We start from the raw sequence: 20,640 nt of genomic DNA, 5'->3' as shown, positions 1-20,640 counted from the left end.
GCTGTTACTTTTTTAATCGATTTAAAAGAATAATTAGGTTCAGGCTAGGGTTATGTTTTCAAGGATGTTACTCAAAGATATTCTCTCAGCCAGAAATCAACGCTTTCTGGCTAACGCTCTATTTCAGTATTTAGATGAATTACTGGAACCGGAGAGTATTGGTATTTCAATGGAGCCTAAGGGTGGGGTAGAGCCTAACTTTGTCTTTACGCATGGGCAACCTGCACCGCTAACCGACTACCCAGCGACGTTCTGGACTTGGGTATCTCAATTTGATACCTCGGATGGTTTGATCCCTTTAGTTTTGAATACCTGTCAGTGGGCTTACACTGAGATCATGGCCGAAGATAGCTATGTTTTTATGCTTGATAACCATCCCGAGCGACGTGCTTACCTAATTATTGAAAATGCCAATGCGGCGAAGATCAGTGAACTTAATCGACAAAACCAACTTGATGCCATGCAGATTATTGCATCGCGTTGGCAATGTGTTCGTGCTGAAACTGAAGCTGCCAAAGAGTTTAAACAACGCGATATTAAAGAAGCCAAATACCTTGATGTGATTAAGCAGCGAGAGCTATTCATTGAGAATATGAAGCTAGTCCAAGAGGTGTCAGTTGAAATATCGAACCCCCAAAACCTTGATGAACTGTATCGAATCGCCGTCGAAGTCATCCGAGAGAAGCTTGGGTTTGATCGTGCTGTGTTTATGTTACTTGATATCAAAAAGCGTTGTTTCAGTGGCACGTATGGGACTGACGAACAGGGGAAAACCGTCAGCGAGCATCATACGCAGTACGATCTTCATCAATTGGAAGAAACCTATATAGATGCACTTTTTGAAGGAAAAGAGAATTTAATTGTCGTAGAAGAAGCGCCGTTGTATACCGCTGGTGATGTGGTGGGGCAAGGCTGGAATGGTATGCTTATTTTGCGCGATGGGGATGAGATTATTGGTTGGATCGCGATGGATAACTACATCAATCGAACACCAATTACATCCTATCAACGTCAAATGCTTGAATCATTCGGTTCGCTATTGTCTCAGATCTATATTCGTAAACGCCAAGAACAAAATGTGCGAATGTTGCACGCCAGTATGGTAGAGCTTTCTCGCTGTATGACGGTGAGTGAAGTATGTAAGTCTGCAGTGACTTTTGCCATCAACCGCCTCGGGATCGACCGTTTTGCAGTATTCCTAACCGATGAAGCGTGTACATATATGCAAGGTACTTGGGGAACAGATATTCAAGGTAATGTGGTCGATGAATCTTATTACCGTTCTGAAACTGTTGACCGTTCAATTGTGAATGCAGCCCGCGTAAACCCAAATGATGTTGTTTTTGAAGAGTCGGTACCGATTTACCACGACTTTCATATTGTTGGTTTTGGCTGGACGGCTATGACGATGCTCGTAAGCAACAGTGGAGAGCCTATCGCCTTTATTGCTGCTGATAACTTAATAAAACGATCTCCGCTGACTCAGCAGCTACGTGAGGTTATTAAAATGTTTGCCTCCAACTTAACCGAAGTCTTGCTTAGAACACGTGCGCAGGAAGCTGTTCATGAGCTCAATAACAATCTAGAGAAAGAAGTTAAAGCAAGAACAAGAGAGCTGCAAAGTGCCAACGAACAGCTCGAAACAATGTCAAAATTAGACCCTCTTACTCGGCTTGGTAATCGACGAATGCTTGAGGCGTTGCTAGAAGATATTTGTCTTGATAACAGTCAGTGTTCAGAGTGCTATGGATTGATCATTGTTGATATTGACTACTTTGGTTTGTACAACAATCACTATGGGCATATGCAAGGTGACGTTGTATTGATGCGTATAGGCAGTATCTTGCAACAGCATACCAAAGGTGACAATGAGGTATTTTGTCGTATTGGTGGAGAAGAATTTGCTCTTCTTGTCACGAGTAAAAATGCAGAAAATATTGCGCAGCTTGCAGAGAGTATTCGAAGCAGTATCGAGCGTGAGAATATTCCTCATGAACAGAGCTCAATTAAAGAGACGTTGACAGTATCTGTTGGCTATTCAGCAATAGAAGTGAAACAGAGCGAGTTTAATTTCGATAAGCTTTATAGCGCAGCGGATAAATCATTGTATGAAGCAAAAGACAGTGGGAGAAATCGAGTCATCGGCACTGCTCTTATGTTAGTTGAAGCCTAAAATAGAAAAGCCTTGTGGTATCGCTATCACAAGGCTTTTGCTACGGTATTTAACGATTTAGAGTGGCGGTAATTGATTTTCAACTTTCTTTGCGCCGTTCCTCATCTTTCCCGCCTTTTTTATTAGCTTGATGAGATTTGTAGACTTCCATTGACTGCTTTCATTGCCGTATTGACTCTGGTTCATGATGGTAAGTTCACCCTCGATACTTGCAACAGTGTTTGGTTCTATGCCTTTATTGTTCGTTAACCACTGTTTAATTAGGTAGTTGGCTTTGACCTTATCATCGTGTTTCAGTGCTTGAATGATCTGGTCCACTTCACTGCTCTGCTCGACCTTAACGGGAGCAGTTGGTTTGACCTGACGAGTACGAATAAGCATCACTGTTGTGATGAGCCATAATATCGCAAATAAACCTGTGAGGTATGGCCATACTCCGCGTTCGTAGACTGTCACCGTTTCAGTTGTTGTACTAGGCACCGTTGGCATGGAGAGTGGTTCACTGCTTATTAGATTGCCTGCTGCCACCTCTAGTTTTATTCCATTTAGAGTCGCTGTTTGTGCCGTTTTATTGGTTGTGTCCCACCAGTTAAGCGCGATGTCATTGAGTTCAATACTTCCTTGCTCTTGAGCAATCAAAACTTGTTTGATCGTCATTCTAGTTTTGCCGTTTCCTAGCTCTTGAAATTGCGGTTTTTCTTGGTAAACGCGAATGCTTGGCGCGTAGTTCACTTCTAGGTTCGGAATATGCTCAGAAGACAGTCCTTCGATATCTAATGTAATCTCACGAGTGAGTGATTCCCCGACCGTTGTTTTATAGCTTGGTGTCGTAATTGAGTTGCCAGCGGAGTCACCCCAACGTTGAGCCAAGCTTAAGCTAGCTGCCGGTAACCAAGTGCCTTGATACTGGCTCGGGATTGGTGAAACATGAATGCTAAACTCTTGTGCCGGAGTATCTGCTGAGACTAGTTTGGTAGTACCTGTGCGGTTATCTCCATAGACAACACTGCCTTTAAACCCGATACCTTTTAGCGTGTAATCACCGGCAGTGTTTGCCGTTACGCGGTAATTTTGGTCTACGACTGTCACCTCGACACCATCTAAAACACTTTGATACTGATTTGGCTCCCCAAGTGCTTCAAGCGACAAGCCTGATTGACTGTCATCAATCACTCTTGGGGGAGTAATGTTGGGGTTTTGTAATCGACGAGGGTCTGCTTTCACAATGAGGCGAGTGGTCAGTGTTGCGCTCTCTTTCGGGAAAAGCTCCGATTTGGTTAGTTTGCTCTGTAGCTCAACAAGATCGCTGACTTTCGGTTGGTCACTATCTGCCGAAACCTGAATTGAGATAGGAGCAGATGAGGCACCATCAACAGAAAACGCAGGAATTGAGGTCATTCCAAGGCGTTGAGCGGCGAGTGAAATATTCCATTCACTTCGAGTGGTGCGGTCACCATTGATGATATTAATAGATGAGCCGAAGCTTGGACGGCCAACATAAAAATCTTGATTGAGTACCGAGAAATCGATGGCGTCAGAAGAGACCTTTTTATCAACCACGACTCTGAGTTGAAATACTTCATTTTTTACCACCTTGTTTTTGCTAACCGTTACTTGAATATTGGTGGCAAGTGCAGCTGAGCTTGCTAGGGCAAATAGTAGTGCACATAGGCTGGTTAAAAAGAGTGTTGCGTGTTTCTTCATTACCATTTCTTACCTGTATCTTGTGGAGGTTGCTTCTGCTGAGCTTGCAAAATCATTTGTGCCCGTAGAAGACGGCTAGGGTCTCTGGCATTTTCGACTTGCTGAAGCTTCCTTAACTCTGGGTCGATAGACTGTTGATTGTCTTGAGCTGGTTGTGATGTTAGCGTTTCAGCGTTCTCGCCGTTTGGCTCATTTGTCTCTTCATTTTTCTTAGCATCGGTGGTTTCTGTCTGCTCTTGAGTGTCAGACTCTTGCTTTGAGTGCTCTTCAGCTTCTTTCGATTGTTGTTCGGAAGAGGACTGCTGCTGATCGCTGTCAGAATTTTTGTTTTGCTGTGAGTCATTAGACTGATTAGTTGAGCTATCATTTTCTTGAGAGTCTTGAGAGTCTTGAGAGTCTTGAGAGTCTTGAGAGTCTTGAGAGTTGCTACTACTTTGCTCTTGGTTAGACTCACCTTGCTGTTGCTGTTGCTGTTGCTGTTGCTGTTGCTGTTGCTGTTGCTGTTGCTGTTGCTGTTGCTGTTGTGCCTTTCTTACCACGTCCAAATTGTGCTTTGCATCTGTGTGTTTCGGATCTTGATCTAGGATCGATTGATAGATCTCAGCCGCTTCTTCTAGCTGCCCATTTTGTGCGTAAGCATTGGCCAAGTTATAGCGAGCATCGAGGCTTTCCGAATCTTTTAGGGTTTCAATCGCGTTGGCATAGTTTTGGTTTTGATATTGAGAGATGCCTTTCCACTGTTTGTCAGTAAACTTCTCTGCGGCTTCAGCGAACTTCCCTTGTTCAAACAACTGCATCGCTTGCTGGTCACTGTTTCTCCAAGCATTCGCGTAAGCAGGTTTAGGCGCTAACATTGGGATGCTAACCAATAGCATGCTTAAAATTAAGCCACGTCTAAACAGGAATAAAGCGGGAATGATCAACAAAGGCAACAGCCAGAAGCCTTGGTTGACTCTATCAGAGACCTGCTGACTCGTATTTTGTGTACTGGTTTCATCCACGTTGGTTGTTATTTGGGTTATACGCTCAACATCACTGTTGGTGACTTGAATTGGTACAAATTGACCGTTCAAGCTTGAAGCGAGTGCACGCATGTTATTGAAGTTAGACTTTGCTACCACAGGTCGGCCGTTGTCATTGGTCATCAAGGTTCCGTCAGAGAGTTGAATTGGGGCTCCTGAGCGTGAACCAACACCAAGAATGGTTAGACGCCAATCGGTTCCTTTGAGTAAAGCTTCTACGTCGTTGCGTTCTCTATCATCAAGATCGTCTGTCATTAAAACAATATCACCGGCAGCTAAGCCGGTATTTGTCATCATCTCTATAGCGAGTGCTACCCCTTTGCTAGCATCAGCGCCAGGGTAGGGCATGAGCTCCGGGGAAAGGTTAGGGAGTAAGTTAGAAATAGTTTGGCTATCGCTGGTCATGGGGCTGATTTGGTAGGCATCCCCTGCATAAGCCACCAAACCAGTCGTCCCTTCTTTCCAGTTGGCTAGTAAATCGATCGCTTTGTAACGAGCTTGAGTCAATCGATTAGGTTTGATGTCGTTTGCATACATAGACATCGACATGTCTATCACAAGCACTCTGGCACTGCTGTTTGTATAGCTAGGTCGCTCTTGCGCCTTAAAGCTTGGGCCAGCAAGTGCGATGATTGCAATCAAGCCACTGATAGCCATTATTAGTAGTTGATGAGAATAGCGTTTCTCTAGTTGTACACCCATTACTTTGGCGAGGTGAGGAGCGATTAACGTGTTTGAGCTCTCACGGGTTTTCAGCCAGAGGAATAAGGCCGTCCAAGGAATAGCAAAAAGAAGCCAATAGGGAGAGAGGAACACAAAATCAGACATAATTCCTCCGTACGATCAGTAAGAGAGTGAAACACAGCATGGATAGACTGAGTGGCAATGTGAACCATTCAGTTTGAGGTCGCCATGTTTGAGTTGCTTGGCTAATTGGTTCAAGGCTGTTGATGGTGTCGTAGATGGTGGCTAATTCGTCAGCATTGCGAGCTCGGAAATATTGACCGCCAGTTAACTCAGCAATCTGCTGGAGAGTTTTCTCGTCAAGATCCTTTGCGGTATTGACTTTGCGGGTCATGAAGAACTCTTTGACCATCATTTCTCCAGCCCCAACGCCAATCGTGTAAATTGTTGCGTTGTACTTTTTCGCAATCTTAGCGGCTTCGAGTGGTTCTAGTACGCCAGATGTGTTGCTACCGTCACTGAGTAGCACCATGACCCGTTGAGGTGCATCACTATCGATAAAAGTTTTTGTAGCAAGGCCAATCCCTTCACCAATCGCTGTCTTATCACCAATCAGGCGTAATACTAGGGAGTTAACCTGTTCTGAAATTGTGTTACGGTCGAGCGTTAGCGGCGTTTGAAGATATGCATGGTCCGCAAACAGTACTAAGCCTAGGCGATCCCCTTCGCGCTGTTTAGCAAAGTCGCTCACGACATTTTTAACCGCAGTCAATCGGTCAATATAGTCATCTCCATCTCGCATATCCTCTTGGCTCATCGAATAGGATAAATCGAGCACTAACATTAAATCTCGGTGTTTGGGTTGTGTTGTGACAGGATCGCCATACCAAACTGGGCGAGCGAGGGCGGTAACCAGAGTCAACCATACGACTGCGACTAAGACTTTAACTATTGTGTTAGATGGAGTAACGCTTGCGCCTGAACTTGGTAAATAAGGCAAACGTACAGGTGCAGCCTGCTTGATAGGAGAGGTTAAAAAGTAGATGAGCAAAGGAAGTGGAAGTAATAAAAACATCCACCACCATACGAAGCTGATATTAGCCACGAGAGATCATTCCTTTTTTCGGTGGCAAAGCTTGCTCTACCCATTCACTGCAATGTTGGATTAAAAGGTCAGAACCTGGAACGGTTTCTTTACTGTAGAGTGCTTGCTGCCAAGTATCGTAGTTGTCGCTAAATCGAGGCGTTGTAAGTTGACTATCTAAAAATGTGTACCACTCTTTTCCCGTTAACTGGGCTATTTGTTCTCTAGGGAAATAACAGAGTGCCGCTTGCCTTACAAGTTCGATGGCTTCTGATGGCTTGTTGCCATTGGCCAATAATCTGAGAGCTGTTTTCTTTGGAGCTAATCGTTTTTTACGCCAACGGACGAATAAGTACAAAGTAAGAGTTGTTACCAATAGGCCTGCAATGAGTGCCCACCAACCCCAAGAAAGTGGCAACCAAGATGGAGGCTCCGGTAAATGCATTGGGTTGAGAGGAAGTGGCGAAGTTTGAGTCTCATTACTCATGTTTATAATCCATGTAACTGTTGAACTAGGGCTTGATCACTAGAGAGTGATGAAAAACTAATGCCCATTTTTTGGGTAACTTGTATTAAGTGCTGTTGCTGCTGGGCAAAAGCTTGCTCTATACCTAGACGTGTTTTAGTGGACGAAAAGTCTAACCAACGGGTTTCGTCGTTATTGGACACTTGTTCCGTGCCACGAAAGCCAGTTTGACCACGTTCTAAGGGATCAATAATTTGTACCATTCGAACTCGATTATGCTGGCAGAGGCGGCTGAGTTTAGGCTCATGCTGTGGTGTTAGGCGAGAAAAATCACTCAATAAAATGATCTCGCTCCCTTTTGGGCATAAACGAGACAGTGCTTGAAGGCCATTACTCATGTCGTGTGCAGTATGAGGCTGCTGACCGACGAGCCGCTGGTGGCAGTTAACCATAGTTTGAATTAGCGCCAAAGCCCCTCGATTTCTTGAGTTAGGTTTTAACTCAATAAGCTCTTGCCCAGTATCAATGACCGCACCAATACGGTCTTGCTGCGTGACGCTTAACCAAGCGATTAAACTCGCCATATGAGCCATTTGGACAGACTTAAGAAGCAATTGAGAACCAAATGCCATGCTTGGGGAAAAGTCTAAATAGATGATGACCGGCTTTTCGCGTTCTTCCGAAAAGAGCTTGGTGTGTGGCTTTCCTGTTCGAGCGGTAACTCGCCAATCAATAGAGCGAATGTCGTCTCCAGCTTGATATTGTCGAACTTCATTGAAATCCATACCACGCCCCAATTGACGACTTTGGTGCTGACCTAGCATTTGTGACCACAAACTTTTGGCAGGGGGCAACCACTTTACACTTTGCTGTTTGTAGTAAAGCAGTTCATCTAAACAGAGGTTAACCCCGTCACTATAAGGCGGCAGTAATTGTTCCATTTGATTGACCCTAAGCACTGCCTACAAGAGAAAGTAACTTGTTAATAACCTGGTTAGGGTGTATCCCTTCAGCTTGAGCTTGATAACTAAGAAGCAAACGGTGTCTTAGCACTGGGAATGCCATCGCCTGAACATCTTCTGGAGAAACGTAATCTCTGCCATTGAGCCATGCATGAGCACGAGCGCAGCGGTCAAGCGCTATAGTTGCACGAGGACTAACACCCATTTCTAGCCATTGTGACAAGGTATCATCATATTGACTTGGCTCACGAGTGGCGATGATCAAGCGGATAATATATTGCTCAATAGAATCCGCCATATGGACATTGAGTACCGACTGACGAGCCGCAAAGATCTCTGCTTGCGTCAATGTTGGTGGGGTCACCGCATTGTCGCCCTTTGCCTCACCACGGTTCAGGCGCAAAATCTCTAGCTCACTTTGTGCATTAGGGTAAGTGACATCAAGGTGAATGAGAAAGCGGTCTAACTGTGCTTCTGGTAGAGGGTAAGTACCTTCTTGCTCAATAGGGTTCTGAGTCGCCATGACCAAAAACAGTTCTGGTAGCGCATAGGTATTGCGACCTGCGGTAATCTGTTTTTCGGCCATTGCTTCTAGCATTGCTGCCTGTACTTTCGCAGGAGCACGGTTAATTTCATCAGCTAAGACCAATGAATTAAATATAGGCCCAGATTGAAAGGTGAATTCTCCGGTTTCAGGTCGAAAGATATCTGTTCCCGTTAAATCTGCTGGCAATAAGTCTGGGGTGAATTGAATTCGGTGAAAATCCCCTTGAATGCAATCGGCCAACGACTTTACAGCACGTGTTTTCGCAAGCCCTGGTGGCCCTTCAACCAAAATATGACCGTCTGCAAGCAGGGCAATAAGCAGTTGGTTCACCAATTCACTTTGGCCAATAACTTGGTTATTTAAGTATTCGCGCAGGTGATGAAGAGCGTCTGAATTCATGATCGTGTTTCTCCCTATTTTTCACTTAGTATCTGGTGAGCGTAAAAAGTTCCGCGTTTGAACTAAGTGGGAAACTGCTTGATTAAAAAATCGGCAGAAAAGAAATGAGGCTGATTAATAAATTATTTGGATTCAATTGTTTATGAAGTTGGATTGAAAAATCAAGTGACAAATACTAAAGCAGCGAAATCTTATTTTTCGAATAATCAAATTTTGCCGTCATATTTAGTAAAGAAATGTTTCAAGATTCCGATATACTGTATTCGCTGGACGGTCGATAAGAAGGACGACACAACTTCCCCCTGTGTCAGTGACCAACACATCCTTTACTTAAATTCTATGCTTGGAAAGGCAGCTTAAATGAAACTAAATTCAATCAGCATAAAACAGAAAGTGGTTGCTGGTATTACTTTTGCGGTACTTGCTTCAACGATCATTGTGGGCGTAATGGCTCAACGACAAGCTCGAGAAGTCTTAGAACATCGTCTTATTGATATCGAACTTCCTTTGATGCTGGAACAAATTAATAGCCAGATCGACCGTGATGTTAGCCAACTTTTATCTGCAGCTCACCAGCTTGCAAACAACGAATTTATTAAACAAACGGTAGATACGACAGAGATCGACCCTGAGACAGAGCGTCGCCTGATCAAAGAACTCAACAACGTGCGCAGCCAGTACCATCTCAATGATGCTTCAGTTGCTAATCGTAACACTGCATATTACTGGAACCAGAACGGCTTTCTTAGACAGCTAAACCAACAGCAAGATGGTTGGTTCTTTGGCTTTACACAATCGGGCAAGGAAACGTCAGTCAGTATTTTCCAAGAAGCGAATGGCGACGTGAAAATGTTTGCTAACTATCAACTGACGCATGGTTTAACCATGGCTGGCCTATCAAAATCGATGGATGATATGGTTTCGCTATTAAATAGCTTCCGAATTCAAGATACAGGTTTTGTGTTTCTAGCAGATGCGCAAGGTGATATTCAGATTCACCGTGATTCTGGTAAATCGAAGTCATCGCTTGCACGCCTGTATGGCGCAGAGTCAGCGGAGTTACTCAATAAATCTGGCTTTAATTTGATCCAAGCGGATTACGAAGGACAGCAGGTATTTGTAGCGAGTACTTATATTCCTACTATGAACTGGTTTGTTGTTGGCGTAGTCCCTGTAGACGAAGTATTCGCTGACTTGAATGCTGTTGCGAAACAGATGCTAGTAACGACCGTCGTAGTCGCGGGGCTATTTATCCTGATGGGTATTTTCCTAGCAAATAGTATTGCTCGCCCGATTCGTGCTATTTCGGCTCGTTTCAGTGACCTTGGTAAAGGCGATGGCGATTTGTCTCAGCGTATCGAAGTCAAAGGTAACGATGAAATAGGCCAACTATCTGAAGGGTTTAATGGCTTTATTGAAAAGATTCATCAATCAATGAAAGAAGTGGCGGCAACCAGTAGTGCGCTTCAGTCAGCGGCTGACGGTGTATCTCATAAAGCCCATACCACTCATGACAATAGTCAAATACAACGTGACCAGACTATTCAAGTAGTTACGGCTATTAACCAAATGGGTGCAACCATTAGTGAAATCGCAAGTAACGCAGCGACAGCAGCAGAAACAGCCGCGGAAGCATCAGACAATACTCAAGTGGGTCAAAATGTAGTCAACCAAGCGAAAGACGCGATCAGTCGTTTAGCAATGGATGTTGAGAATACCGGTAAGGTAGTTGAGCAGCTAGCTTCTACGACTCAAGATATTGGCTCTATTCTTGGTGTAATCAGAGACATTTCAGATCAGACCAATCTACTGGCATTGAATGCAGCTATTGAAGCTGCCCGTGCGGGTGAACAAGGTCGAGGTTTTGCTGTTGTTGCCGATGAAGTTCGTAACCTGGCAAGTCGCACTGCGGACTCGACTGAAGAGATCCAAAAAATGATTAACCAGCTGCAAAGTGACGCGAAAGATGCAGTAACGGCAATGGAAGCGGGCAAAGCAGTGACGAGTGAAGGTGTCTCTTCTTCTGATGAAGCTGTGCAAGTTCTGATTAGCATATCAGAACGTATTCATGATATTTCAGATCGAAACACTCAAGTCGCGACAGCAACTGAAGAACAGTCGACAGTGGTTCATACCATTAACCAGAATATTGAAGAAATCAATGCGGTTAATGAGGTGACGACGGGTACAGCAGAAGAACTCGCCGCTGCAAGCGCTGAGTTGAAAGAATTGTCTGTTCGTCTAGATCGAATGGTAGGTAGCTTTAAGCTATAGCTTGGCGTGACTGGAATAACTGAGGTTAAATCGGTAAACTTAGCCTCAGTTATTATTTAAAAGGTAAGTGGGATCATGAGTGATTTCGAAAAAGAGCTAGAGCAAATGTCACAAGAAATGGGCGATGAGCCTGAAGTGGCACTACCATCTCTAGAAGAGCAGCAAGCAATCGCAGCAGAGCTGAAAAAGCTTGAAGCGGAAGGCAAACTGACTCCTGAAGTTCTAGAGCAATATTTTGGCAAGTTCTACGCGAAAACAGACACACCTGTTCACTAATCCGCGTTGATTAAATTGAATAAGCCGCCAATGGCGGCTTTTTGTTATTTGGAAATAAATAATGTTTATCGTTTATCGATTGATCAAGCTAGCTCTGATCTGTGCTTTGTTTTTCACTGTTTATGATGTGATCGCATTTGGTGAAATAACCTGGGTTAGTCGCCTTTTAGCTCAGTTTTAACTCACTGAATAAGAAAAGTGTGCTCTCGGGACTAGAGATAACTCTTTGTAAAGACTAGGCTAATAATATCAACCTAATTACATAGAGACAGATAATGGAACAGAAGCTCTATTACTGGCTACACCGAGTTTATATGTGGTGCCTAAAGGTCGCCGCTAAAGTATTACCTATCTCTAAGCCAACACTTTTCCTTGGTAAAGATGCGCTTAAGCAGCTTTGCCATAGTGTGTCCATTATGGACATCAATAAAGTCCTAATAGTGACAGATAGTGGCCTTGTGAAACTCGGATTAGCTAAAAAGCTAATTTTTGAGTTTGAACGTGTAGGTGTTCACTGCGAAATCTATGAAGGAGTCGAGCCCGACCCAACCTATCGTCATGTGGAAGATGGTTTATCTCTTTACCGCCGACACCAGTGCCAAGCCGTCGTCGCCTTGGGCGGAGGGTCCTCAATTGATTGCGCCAAAGTGATTGCGGCGTGTGCCACCAATGATAAACCTGTTCGTCGCTTGGTTGGCTTGCTTAAAGTATGGAAAGCACCGGCACCTATTTTTGTTATCCCAACTACCGCGGGGACAGGCTCTGAAGTGACGGTAGCAGCTGTTGTTTCGGATCCTATCACTCACCAAAAAACACCGATAATGGATCCTAAACTTGTTCCGATTGCGGCAGCATTGGACCCGAGTTTAATGCTCGCGTTACCTGCACATATAACGGCGCAGACTGGCATGGATGCGCTAACCCATGCCATTGAAGCTTATCTGTCAGAGAATGCTACTCAAGAAACGGATCGCTATGCGTTAGCTGCGTTCAGTCTCATCGATGATAATTTAGAGAAAGCCGTCAAGTTTGGTCAGAATGCTCTCGCTAGGCAAAACATGGCTTTGGCTTCCTACTACGCGGGTCTTGCCTTTACTAAAGCGAGCCTTGGTTACGTTCATGCCATTGCGCATACTTTGGGAGCGAAGTATGGAACACCGCATGGATTGGCGAATGCAGTGGTATTGCCTCATGTTTTGGAGTTTTCTAAGTCTGAGGCGCAAGAAAGAATGGCGAAATTGGCCGATACATTGCAACTAACTAATAGTCATGTTTCAGACTCTATCAAAGCTCAGGCTTTTATTGACTACATTAAGCAGCTACAAAAAAGTCTCGGTTTACCGTCTCATTTTGATCATATTTTGCAAGAGCATATTACGGAGCTCGCTAAACAATCGCTTCATGAGGCGAGATGGAATTACCCAGTGCCGAAATATATGCAGCAAGAAGAGTGTGAACGGTTACTTTTAGCGGTATCGATAGACAAATAAAAAGCCCTCAAGCGGACGCTTAAGGGCTCATTGATTACTTATGGAAGAGGCTTACTTCACTTTCCATGCAATCGTCTCACCAGCGCGGATAGGAACGACAATGTCATTGCCAAATGGCATTGTTTCCGCGACAGGCCACTCTTCTTTCTCAAGCGTCACTGTGTCTGAGTTACGTGGCACACCGTAAAAGTCTGGGCCGTTATGGCTTGCAAACCCTTCTAAGTTTTCTAGCTTGCCTTCTTGTTCAAACACTTCAGTGTAAAGCTCTAGTGCTGCGTGCGCTGTGTATGAACCTGCACAACCACAAGCCGCTTCTTTCATACCTTTTGCATGTGGCGCTGAATCTGTTCCCAAGAAGAACTTTTTGCTGCCGCTCGTTGCTGCTTCAATCAGTGCTTGTTGATGAGTGTTACGTTTCAAAATTGGAAGGCAGTAAAAGTGAGGCTTAATGCCGCCAACCAGCATGTGGTTACGGTTGTACAATAAGTGGTGAGCGGTAATCGTTGCTGCTACGTTTTCGTTTGCATTCTTTACGAAGTTTGCTGCGTCCGCTGTCGTGATGTGTTCAAGAACAATCTTTAAGTTAGGGAAATCATTCACGATCGGTGCTAACACTGTTTCTAGGAATTGCTTCTCACGGTCGAAGATGTCGACATTGTGATGAGTTACTTCACCGTGAACTAGCAGTAGCATGCCCACTTCTTGCATTGTTTCAAGAACGTGGTAAATGTTCTTTGCACAAGTAACACCTGAATCTGAGTTAGTCGTTGCGCCTGCTGGGTAAAGCTTTGCAGCAACAACTGCACCTGATTCTTTTGCTCGACGAATTTCGTCAGAGGTCGTGTTATCTGTCAGGTACAATGCCATTAGTGGCTCAAATTGCTCACTTGGCTTTTCTGCCATGATACGCTCGCGGTAAGCGAGAGCCATTTCAGTGTTAGTAACAGGTGGGATGGTATTTGGCATAATTAGCGCGCGTCCGTTGTAGCGGCTAATGTCTCGCACGGTATCCTTTAGCACTTCGCCATCGCGTAGGTGAACATGCCAGTCGTCAGGACGTGTGATCGTAAGTGTTGTCATTTTTGCTCCCACCATAATTTAGGTTGTCTGATTGGAGCCCAAACGCTGCGAAAACTGTGAAAGCAAACGCTTACGCTTAGGCGACAGGATGATAGAGCAATCTGCTCAGTATTTCATCCTCTTTTTTAGTGGGAGCAATTGGTTGTCTAATTGATAGGCAATAGAGCGCTTACTTTAGCGTTAGCCAAAGAGCGTGAATTGAACCTGGTAGGAAGAAGAAAATAGTCAAAACCAAATTAATCAGAAAGTCTTTACCCATGCCCTTATCAACAAAAACGGCAAGCGGTGGGATAAAAATACACAGTAAAATCATTACTAACTTATTCATACAAACTCCTTGTTGTTAGTGTCCAAATCATAATAATTTCAATTAGTTTTATTATGTCCACGCAATGTTAAAAGTCCAGCAAAGAGTCGAATGGTGGTATGCTATCTTGTAAATAAGAGTGTTTTTGCTAAAAAATTGATTCTTCTAAGCTAAATACACTATCAAATAGCCGATTTAACAAATCAATTAAGACACATTAACCAGGTTGGGTATAATGCATTGCATAATAACTCTAGCTTAGGATTAGCGATGTCAGCTCCAGTTCTCTCTCAAATTAACGTATTTCCTGTTAAATCTGTCGGTGGCCTTTCCCTTTCTACGTCTTGGGTAGAAAAGCAAGGGTTGATGTTTGACCGACGTTTTATGCTTGCACTTTCCGATGGTTCGATGGTGACTGCGCGAAAGTACCCTGAGATGGTCAAAGTGAAGTCTAGTCTAAGCCACGATGGGCTTATCTTTACCGCTGATGGGCATGAAGCACTTAGAATCCGCTATAGTGATTTCAAGATGCAAGAAGCTCCAGCTCAAGTGTGGAAAGATAACTTTGTGGCCTATACCACAACAGATCACGCTGACGATTGGTTCAGTCAAGTACTGGGTCAACGTGTTGAGCTGCTTTTCACTGGTGAACAATCGAACCGTGTGCGTGAGAAGTTGGGCCACAACGTGAGTTTTGCTGACGGATATCCGATGTTGGTCATTAGTGAAGCATCACTTGAAGAACTCAATCGACGCAGTCCTGAAATACACTCTATGGATCAGTTTCGTACCAACTTTGTTGTTTCAGGAACCGAACCTTTTGCTGAAGATAGCTGGAAACGTATTCGAATTGGTGAAGTGGAGTTTGAGGCGGTTAAACCATGCGAGCGCTGTATTCTGACGACCGTTGATGTTGATAAAGGTGCATTTCGTAGTAGCAAAGAACCACTGAATACATTATCGCAGTTTAGAGCTAATGAGCGTGGTGGTGTCTTCTTTGGCCAAAACCTTGTGGCTCTCAATGAAGGGGTAATTACTCAGCATGACTCCGTTGAAGTTCTAGAGTACAAAGAAAAAGAGTTCTACCCTGACAATAGCAAGCAAACTTTGACGATGACCTGTGTAGAAAGAGAAGAGATTGCTCGTGATTTTGTGACATTCTGGCTAGAGCCACCTCATGGTGACGTTCCCCCTTACCAGCCAGGCCAACACTTACCAATCACGGTGTCGGTTGATGGAGAGTCTGTTGGACGTCGCTATACTTTGTCATCAAGTCCTTCTCGACCAGGTAGATTGGCGATCTCTGTCAAGCGTATTGATGGAGGACGCGTCTCAAATTGGTTAGTAGATAACCTGAATATTGGTGATGAATTGATTTGCGATCAGCCGGACGGTAGCTTTCACTTAGGTGATAAACACGACCAACCGCTATTACTTTTGTCAGCCGGCAGTGGTGTGACACCTATGCTGTCGATGCTTCGTTACTTAGCCGATCATGACCAGATCAACGATGTCGTGTTTTATCATCAATGCCGAAGTGTTGAAGATATTCCGTGCAAAGAAGAGCTCGATTCATTACGTGCTAAGCATGCAGGACTAACGGTACTTATTTCGCTGTCTCAAGCCCCTATGGATTGGTTTGGACTAAAAGGTCGTTTAACCTTGTCGCACCTTAAACAGATCAAAGAGGTTGAAAAGCGTCAGGTGTTTGTTTGTGGTCCAGACGGTTTTATGCAAAAAGCGAAGAATCTTCTGCAGAAGAAAGGTCTGCCAGACGAGCATTATCACCAAGAGGCTTTTGGAGTGACTCAAGGTTCAGGGAAACCATTTAAAGAGTTAACGCTCAGCGTAAACGGCCATGTATTTGTTGGCGACAACCAAAAAACACTGTTGGAACAGGCCGAAGAAGCCGGCGCTCCAATTGCGAATAGCTGCCGTGCTGGACTATGCGGCGCGTGTAAGGTAACGGTAGAGTCTGGAAAAGTTCATCAACCAGATGTCCCTGCACTGCAAGAGCATGAACGAAATATGGGACAAGTACTTGCCTGTTGCAGCACGCCTGAAACGGATGTAGAAGTCGTTAGCTAGATGAGAATAGATAAAAAGCCCATTTGATGGGCTTTTTTGTATCTACTGTTCAGTGATGTAGCACTCAAAGAGGTTTTACTTTCTTGTACGTAGTGACTGCTTTCTTGGGCTGCTTCAACTGAGACAGAATCACTCCAGAAATCACCAGTAAACCACCGATCACATGATAGTTGTGAACGGCTTCACCCAACATAGATGCTGCAAGCGTAATAGCGACTACCGGCATTAAGTTCATAAACATCGCGCTTGAGTCAGCACCGATAAGATCAATGGCTTTTACCCACATCCAAGGTGCAGCGATTGAAGCGGCCAAACCAGCATAAGCAATTAGAGGCAACGCTTCTTTACTCGGTAGCAATTGTGAACTTGTTAGCCAAAGTGGCGTGAGCATAATTAGAGCTAGCGCACCTTGCATGTAAACCATCGTCCAGTTTGAAAGAGGCATTTTCCAGCGTTTCAAAAGTACACAGTATGCACCATAGCAGATAGACGCAATCACCATGATTCCGTCACCAGGTGTCACGTCTTGATGAAGGAAAAATGCGACATCTCCCTTCCCGAGCATAAAGGCTAGGCCTGACAGGGCAAGTACAGCGCCAACAATACTCAATGCAGAGATCGGTTTTCCTAGCAATGGCACACTCATAAAGATTGCGATAAGCGGCACAAGCGAAGTGATCATAGCCATATTGGAAGCGCTAGTGGTTAGGCCGGCATAGTATGAGAGTGACTGATTGAGCACCATGCCGAGCATTGCCAAAAAAGCCAACTTGGCTAAATAGGGACGGATAGTGGCCCAGCGTTTGATGACTTTAGGTAAACAGAATGGTGTTAGGATCAAGATGGCAAGAAACCAGCGATAAAAGCTCATCGCACTGGGTTCAATCGTATCTGCTGCCATCTTATTTACGATCGCATTGCCGCCCCATATGAAAACGGTAAAGAGAGGAAGTAGATAGACCATGTGAACACCATCGCAATATTATCGGTAGAACATAGTCTGACAGGTCGATATAATTATACATATCGTTATAAAGACACAATGAGTCATAGGAAGACAAGTTTGAGAAAATCGGTAAAGCATCTTCATCCCTCCTTATCAATTGATAAAGCACCATCAGATGTATTTATGAATTTTGAGGCATTCCTGTCTAATACTGAGACTCGAATGCACAGTCATCCATGGGGGCAGGTGCAATTGATCAGCGGCGGTATTCTAGAGATGGAAGCAGAGGGTACGCGTTTTCTCGCTCCACCGCATTTAGCTATTTGGGTGCCGGCAGGTGTTATGCACACCAGTTTCAACCGCAAACCGCTCTCCTATTGCTCGCTCAATATTGCACAGGCTTTGACTCAGCACTTCCCAGACTATACCAGCCTTATCAAGGTGACTCCGATTGTGTCAGCGATCGTGGATGATTTTCGCCAAAGGCAGATTAATGTTGGGGAAAGTGAGCAAGACAAAAGGTTGGTTCAGGTATTACTCGATCAGTTGGCGACTAGGGATACTCAACACCATTTCCTACCATCTACAGACAATAAGTACCTTGCAAAGATACTGGCAGCAGTTGAGGAAAATCCGATTGATAACACGAGTTTGTCTCAATGGGCTGAACGTGTTCATACAACCGAGCGAACATTGGCACGCCATTGCCAAGCAGAATTAGGTATGAGCTTTACAGAGTGGCGACTAAGAGTGCGTTATCTCTACTCGATGGATCTGTTAAGAAAGGGGCATTCGGTGAAAGAGGTCGCACTGACTCTTGGGTACAATCAGGCCAGCCCGTTCATCGCGATGTTTAAGAAATACTCCGGACAGACCCCGGAGCAATATAAAGGTCGATTGCTTTAGGAGCTTCAATCGATAGTCATTCTTATCTAAAGTTGTGGGTACCCTACGACATGTTAGGGTACCCAATAATCCAATTACTTGATAATTGGTAGTTGTAGATAAGAGCTATACTCGCCGCCAGTGCTTAAGATAATGTCTCCTTCAGTCACTGTCTTAGCATGTTTCGCTTTCTTCGAGTTAATGTCGTTTTGCGAGATAACCAAGCTCAACGTTTCGCCAGCTTTAAACTTTACACTTGTTGGCGATAGCGCTACATCTAACTTAACCACTTCACCTTGCTTTAGATATTGTGGGTTGTTGAATGTGTATTCAGGCAGCGTATCGGTTGAAAACTCACTGTCTAGTTCACGTTGAGAGGCTCTCAGCATACCAAATGTAAAACCACCATCATCTGAACCAAAGATTGGGAAGTTTATTTTATTACCATTTGCATCCAGTTTTTCTGCTTCAACAAAGATATCTAAGTCATTACCTTGTGTGGTTTGAACAAATAATTGTGTTTTAACCTGACCCGTAACTTCTGTGTCTTGAGTAAATGTGTAATTGAATCGAACAGGTTGATCATCGCTGATAAGCACTTGCTGACTTTTACTCGTGCTGGCTGCGGTCAGTTTGTCTGCATTAACATAAAACTTTTGATACTGAGTATTAGGTAAAGGGAAAGATTCTGCGTACTTTTCTTCACCTAGATAGTAGGAGTCCATAAGCTCGTAGCGAAGCTGAGGGGTTTCTTCCCAGCCATTGTCTTGCCCTTTAAGGTAGTGGTCAGCAAACTCTAACATTCGATTTTGAGCTCCCCATGTATAGTATTGCTCCCACTTCTTGCGGCCAGTGATCTCAAGCCATTTATCTTCGGATGCAATTCGTTCAAATGCTTTGACTGTTCCTGATAAATGGAGTCCGTTATCACTCCATGCCGCACCGATATAGGTTGGAACGGTGATCTTTGAAAGGTCCGCTACTTGCTGCGCGTAGGTATCATTGTAGATCGGATTATTTTGTTGATAGTTCACGGCATCTGGGAGTGGAGCGCTCGCGTTACCGGTGATGATCTTTCCATACCAATAACTAAAGAAGTTCGTTTCTTGAATTCCACCAGTGTGCATCATGTCGCGATAGATATTAGACATACCATGCCAAGGCATAATTGCTTTAAGGTGAGGTGGATTCATGGCTGCTACTTTCCATTGGTTCATAGCAAGATATGAAACACCAGAAGTCGAGACTGCACCGTTACTCCATTCTTGCGTTCCAGCCCATTCAATGACGTCGTAGTAGTCTTTTGCTTCTTGGTTTGTAAATAGAGAGAACTGACCTTCACTGTTGTTCATGCCAGTAGTGTCAACAACAAGCAGAGCATAACCATTAGGAACCCAGAATTTAGGGTCTAACGCTTCATATGCTGCATATTCCGAAGCGTCGATGATGCCGTCCTCTGGTCCATAGTGTGGCTCTTTGTCTTTGCCATAAGGGGTCATAGTAACGATGACTGGGTATTCACCTTCTGCTGTGGGCTTAAATAGGTTTCCTTTTAGTGTATAGCCCGCACTCGTTTTTATCTCTACATCCTTGGTCATATCTACACCAGCGTAGATCTCCTCTGCAAAAGTCACTGGTGCAATGACGCAAGCCACAAGCGCTGATAAAATAGCTTTTTTCATTTGTTTTTCTCCAAATATTTAATTGTCACCCTTGGTTGACATTAACCATAATGGCAAATATGTGGAAAAAATGTCAACTTAGGGTGACAATTTGAAAGTTAATTTGGATAAAGCCAATATCAAAGGGCTAGTGAGCGACCTCTATTTCATGATGGAAGGGGATATGAGGGAGGCTTTGAACGAAACCGAGTTCGCAAACATCAGGCCCGCTGATGGTAAGGTGTTTATGATGGTTTCACGCCAAGTTATCAGCTTGAGCGAGTATGCGAAAATGGCAGGAATTTCTCGGCAGTCTATCCATAAATCTCTGTCACGTTTGGTAGAGTTTGGCGTTATAGAGCTCGTCCCTGCGCCAAACAGTAAACGCGATAAAGTGCCAATGGTGACAGAGAAAGGCCAAGAACTTCACTCGATCTTGTTTGATATTTTGAATGATATTGAGCAAAAGCAGATTGAGAAAGTGGGCAAAGAGCGCTTCGAAGCGTTTAAAGCGACCTTATTAGAATTAACGGTTCGGTAAACAGTCGTTAAGTCAGTAACATCAATGACTCCAATGCTGACGGAGTCATTG

General features: G+C 44.2%; 17 protein-coding genes. 7 read left to right on the top strand and 10 right to left on the bottom strand.

What is annotated here, in order from left to right:
* The first annotated feature begins 52 nt into the window (after positions 1 to 52).
* Positions 53 to 2,173 carry a diguanylate cyclase gene (locus AAFX28_RS02360; protein ID WP_408685275.1) on the top strand — a complete coding sequence of 707 codons (2,121 nt, stop codon included), beginning with the start codon at positions 53 to 55 and terminating at the stop codon, positions 2,171 to 2,173.
* A gap of 57 nt (positions 2,174 to 2,230) precedes the next feature.
* On the opposite strand, the gene AAFX28_RS02355 is transcribed toward AAFX28_RS02360, so the two are convergent.
* From AAFX28_RS02355 to AAFX28_RS02330, 6 genes are read right to left on the bottom strand one after another with little or no spacing between them, the layout of a single operon-like run.
* A complete protein-coding gene (locus AAFX28_RS02355) occupies positions 2,231 to 3,877 on the bottom strand; it encodes a BatD family protein (RefSeq protein ID WP_408685273.1) in 1,647 nt (548 codons plus the stop codon).
* The gene (locus AAFX28_RS02350; protein WP_408685271.1) at positions 3,877 to 5,727 is read right to left on the bottom strand and encodes a vWA domain-containing protein; all 1,851 of its coding nucleotides are present in this window, start codon (positions 5,725 to 5,727) and stop codon (positions 3,877 to 3,879) included. The genes AAFX28_RS02355 and AAFX28_RS02350 overlap by 1 nt, the downstream gene beginning before the upstream one ends.
* Complete coding sequence (locus tag AAFX28_RS02345) at positions 5,720 to 6,688, bottom strand: vWA domain-containing protein (RefSeq protein WP_408685269.1); 969 nt, start codon at positions 6,686 to 6,688, stop codon at positions 5,720 to 5,722. The genes AAFX28_RS02350 and AAFX28_RS02345 overlap by 8 nt, the downstream gene beginning before the upstream one ends.
* Positions 6,681 to 7,154 carry a DUF4381 domain-containing protein gene (locus AAFX28_RS02340; protein ID WP_408685268.1) on the bottom strand — a complete coding sequence of 158 codons (474 nt, stop codon included), beginning with the start codon at positions 7,152 to 7,154 and terminating at the stop codon, positions 6,681 to 6,683. Before AAFX28_RS02340 ends, AAFX28_RS02345 begins: the two co-directional genes overlap by 8 nt.
* 2 nt (positions 7,155 to 7,156) lie before the next feature.
* The gene (locus AAFX28_RS02335) at positions 7,157 to 8,074 is read right to left on the bottom strand and encodes a DUF58 domain-containing protein (RefSeq protein WP_408685266.1); all 918 of its coding nucleotides are present in this window, start codon (positions 8,072 to 8,074) and stop codon (positions 7,157 to 7,159) included.
* Positions 8,075 to 8,084: 10 nt separating this feature from the next.
* Positions 8,085 to 9,041, bottom strand: a complete 957-nt coding sequence (locus AAFX28_RS02330; protein ID WP_408685264.1) for an AAA family ATPase — start codon at positions 9,039 to 9,041, stop codon at positions 8,085 to 8,087.
* A 360-nt stretch (positions 9,042 to 9,401) separates the two neighbouring features.
* Here AAFX28_RS02330 and AAFX28_RS02325 point away from each other — a divergent pair, with 360 nt between their 5' ends.
* The 3 genes from AAFX28_RS02325 to AAFX28_RS02315 all read left to right on the top strand — a co-directional run bounded on the left by AAFX28_RS02325 (position 9,402) and on the right by AAFX28_RS02315 (position 13,081).
* On the top strand, positions 9,402 to 11,315 hold the full coding sequence (locus AAFX28_RS02325; protein ID WP_408685262.1) for a methyl-accepting chemotaxis protein: 1,914 nt from the start codon (positions 9,402 to 9,404) through the stop codon (positions 11,313 to 11,315).
* Between the two features lie 75 nt (positions 11,316 to 11,390).
* Positions 11,391 to 11,591: a restriction endonuclease subunit S gene (locus AAFX28_RS02320; protein WP_408685260.1), complete on the top strand. Its 201-nt coding sequence runs from the start codon at positions 11,391 to 11,393 to the stop codon at positions 11,589 to 11,591.
* A 275-nt stretch (positions 11,592 to 11,866) separates the two neighbouring features.
* Positions 11,867 to 13,081, top strand: coding sequence for an iron-containing alcohol dehydrogenase (locus AAFX28_RS02315; protein ID WP_408685259.1), 1,215 nt, complete (start codon positions 11,867 to 11,869; stop codon positions 13,079 to 13,081).
* 51 nt (positions 13,082 to 13,132) lie between these two features.
* On the opposite strand, the gene pyrC is transcribed toward AAFX28_RS02315, so the two are convergent.
* Together pyrC and AAFX28_RS02305 are read right to left on the bottom strand one after the other, a co-directional pair.
* The gene (gene pyrC / locus AAFX28_RS02310; RefSeq protein ID WP_408685257.1) at positions 13,133 to 14,161 is read right to left on the bottom strand and encodes a dihydroorotase; all 1,029 of its coding nucleotides are present in this window, start codon (positions 14,159 to 14,161) and stop codon (positions 13,133 to 13,135) included.
* A 169-nt stretch (positions 14,162 to 14,330) separates the two neighbouring features.
* Entirely contained in the window at positions 14,331 to 14,489 is a 159-nt protein-coding gene (locus tag AAFX28_RS02305; protein WP_408685255.1) for a YqaE/Pmp3 family membrane protein, read from the bottom strand.
* A 249-nt stretch (positions 14,490 to 14,738) separates the two neighbouring features.
* Between AAFX28_RS02305 and AAFX28_RS02300 the strand changes: the two genes are divergently transcribed.
* The gene (locus AAFX28_RS02300) at positions 14,739 to 16,556 is read left to right on the top strand and encodes an MOSC N-terminal beta barrel domain-containing protein (protein ID WP_408685253.1); all 1,818 of its coding nucleotides are present in this window, start codon (positions 14,739 to 14,741) and stop codon (positions 16,554 to 16,556) included.
* Between the two features lie 64 nt (positions 16,557 to 16,620).
* On the opposite strand, the gene AAFX28_RS02295 is transcribed toward AAFX28_RS02300, so the two are convergent.
* The gene (locus AAFX28_RS02295) at positions 16,621 to 17,520 is read right to left on the bottom strand and encodes a DMT family transporter (protein WP_408685251.1); all 900 of its coding nucleotides are present in this window, start codon (positions 17,518 to 17,520) and stop codon (positions 16,621 to 16,623) included.
* Between the two features lie 78 nt (positions 17,521 to 17,598).
* Between AAFX28_RS02295 and AAFX28_RS02290 the strand changes: the two genes are divergently transcribed.
* On the top strand, positions 17,599 to 18,408 hold the full coding sequence (locus AAFX28_RS02290) for an AraC family transcriptional regulator (RefSeq protein ID WP_408685249.1): 810 nt from the start codon (positions 17,599 to 17,601) through the stop codon (positions 18,406 to 18,408).
* Between the two features lie 74 nt (positions 18,409 to 18,482).
* Here AAFX28_RS02290 and AAFX28_RS02285 read toward each other — a convergent pair whose 3' ends face one another.
* Positions 18,483 to 20,069: a CocE/NonD family hydrolase gene (locus tag AAFX28_RS02285; RefSeq protein WP_408685248.1), complete on the bottom strand. Its 1,587-nt coding sequence runs from the start codon at positions 20,067 to 20,069 to the stop codon at positions 18,483 to 18,485.
* A 91-nt stretch (positions 20,070 to 20,160) separates the two neighbouring features.
* Here AAFX28_RS02285 and AAFX28_RS02280 point away from each other — a divergent pair, with 91 nt between their 5' ends.
* A complete protein-coding gene (locus AAFX28_RS02280) occupies positions 20,161 to 20,589 on the top strand; it encodes a hypothetical protein (protein WP_408685247.1) in 429 nt (142 codons plus the stop codon).
* Positions 20,590 to 20,640 lie beyond the last annotated feature (51 nt).

Origin of the sequence: Vibrio sp. TBV020 (assembly GCF_046056895.1) — a bacterium.
Taxonomy (GTDB): domain Bacteria; phylum Pseudomonadota; class Gammaproteobacteria; order Enterobacterales; family Vibrionaceae; genus Vibrio.
Note: the sequence above shows the minus strand (reverse complement) of the source record. Positions and strands in the feature narration are given on the sequence as shown.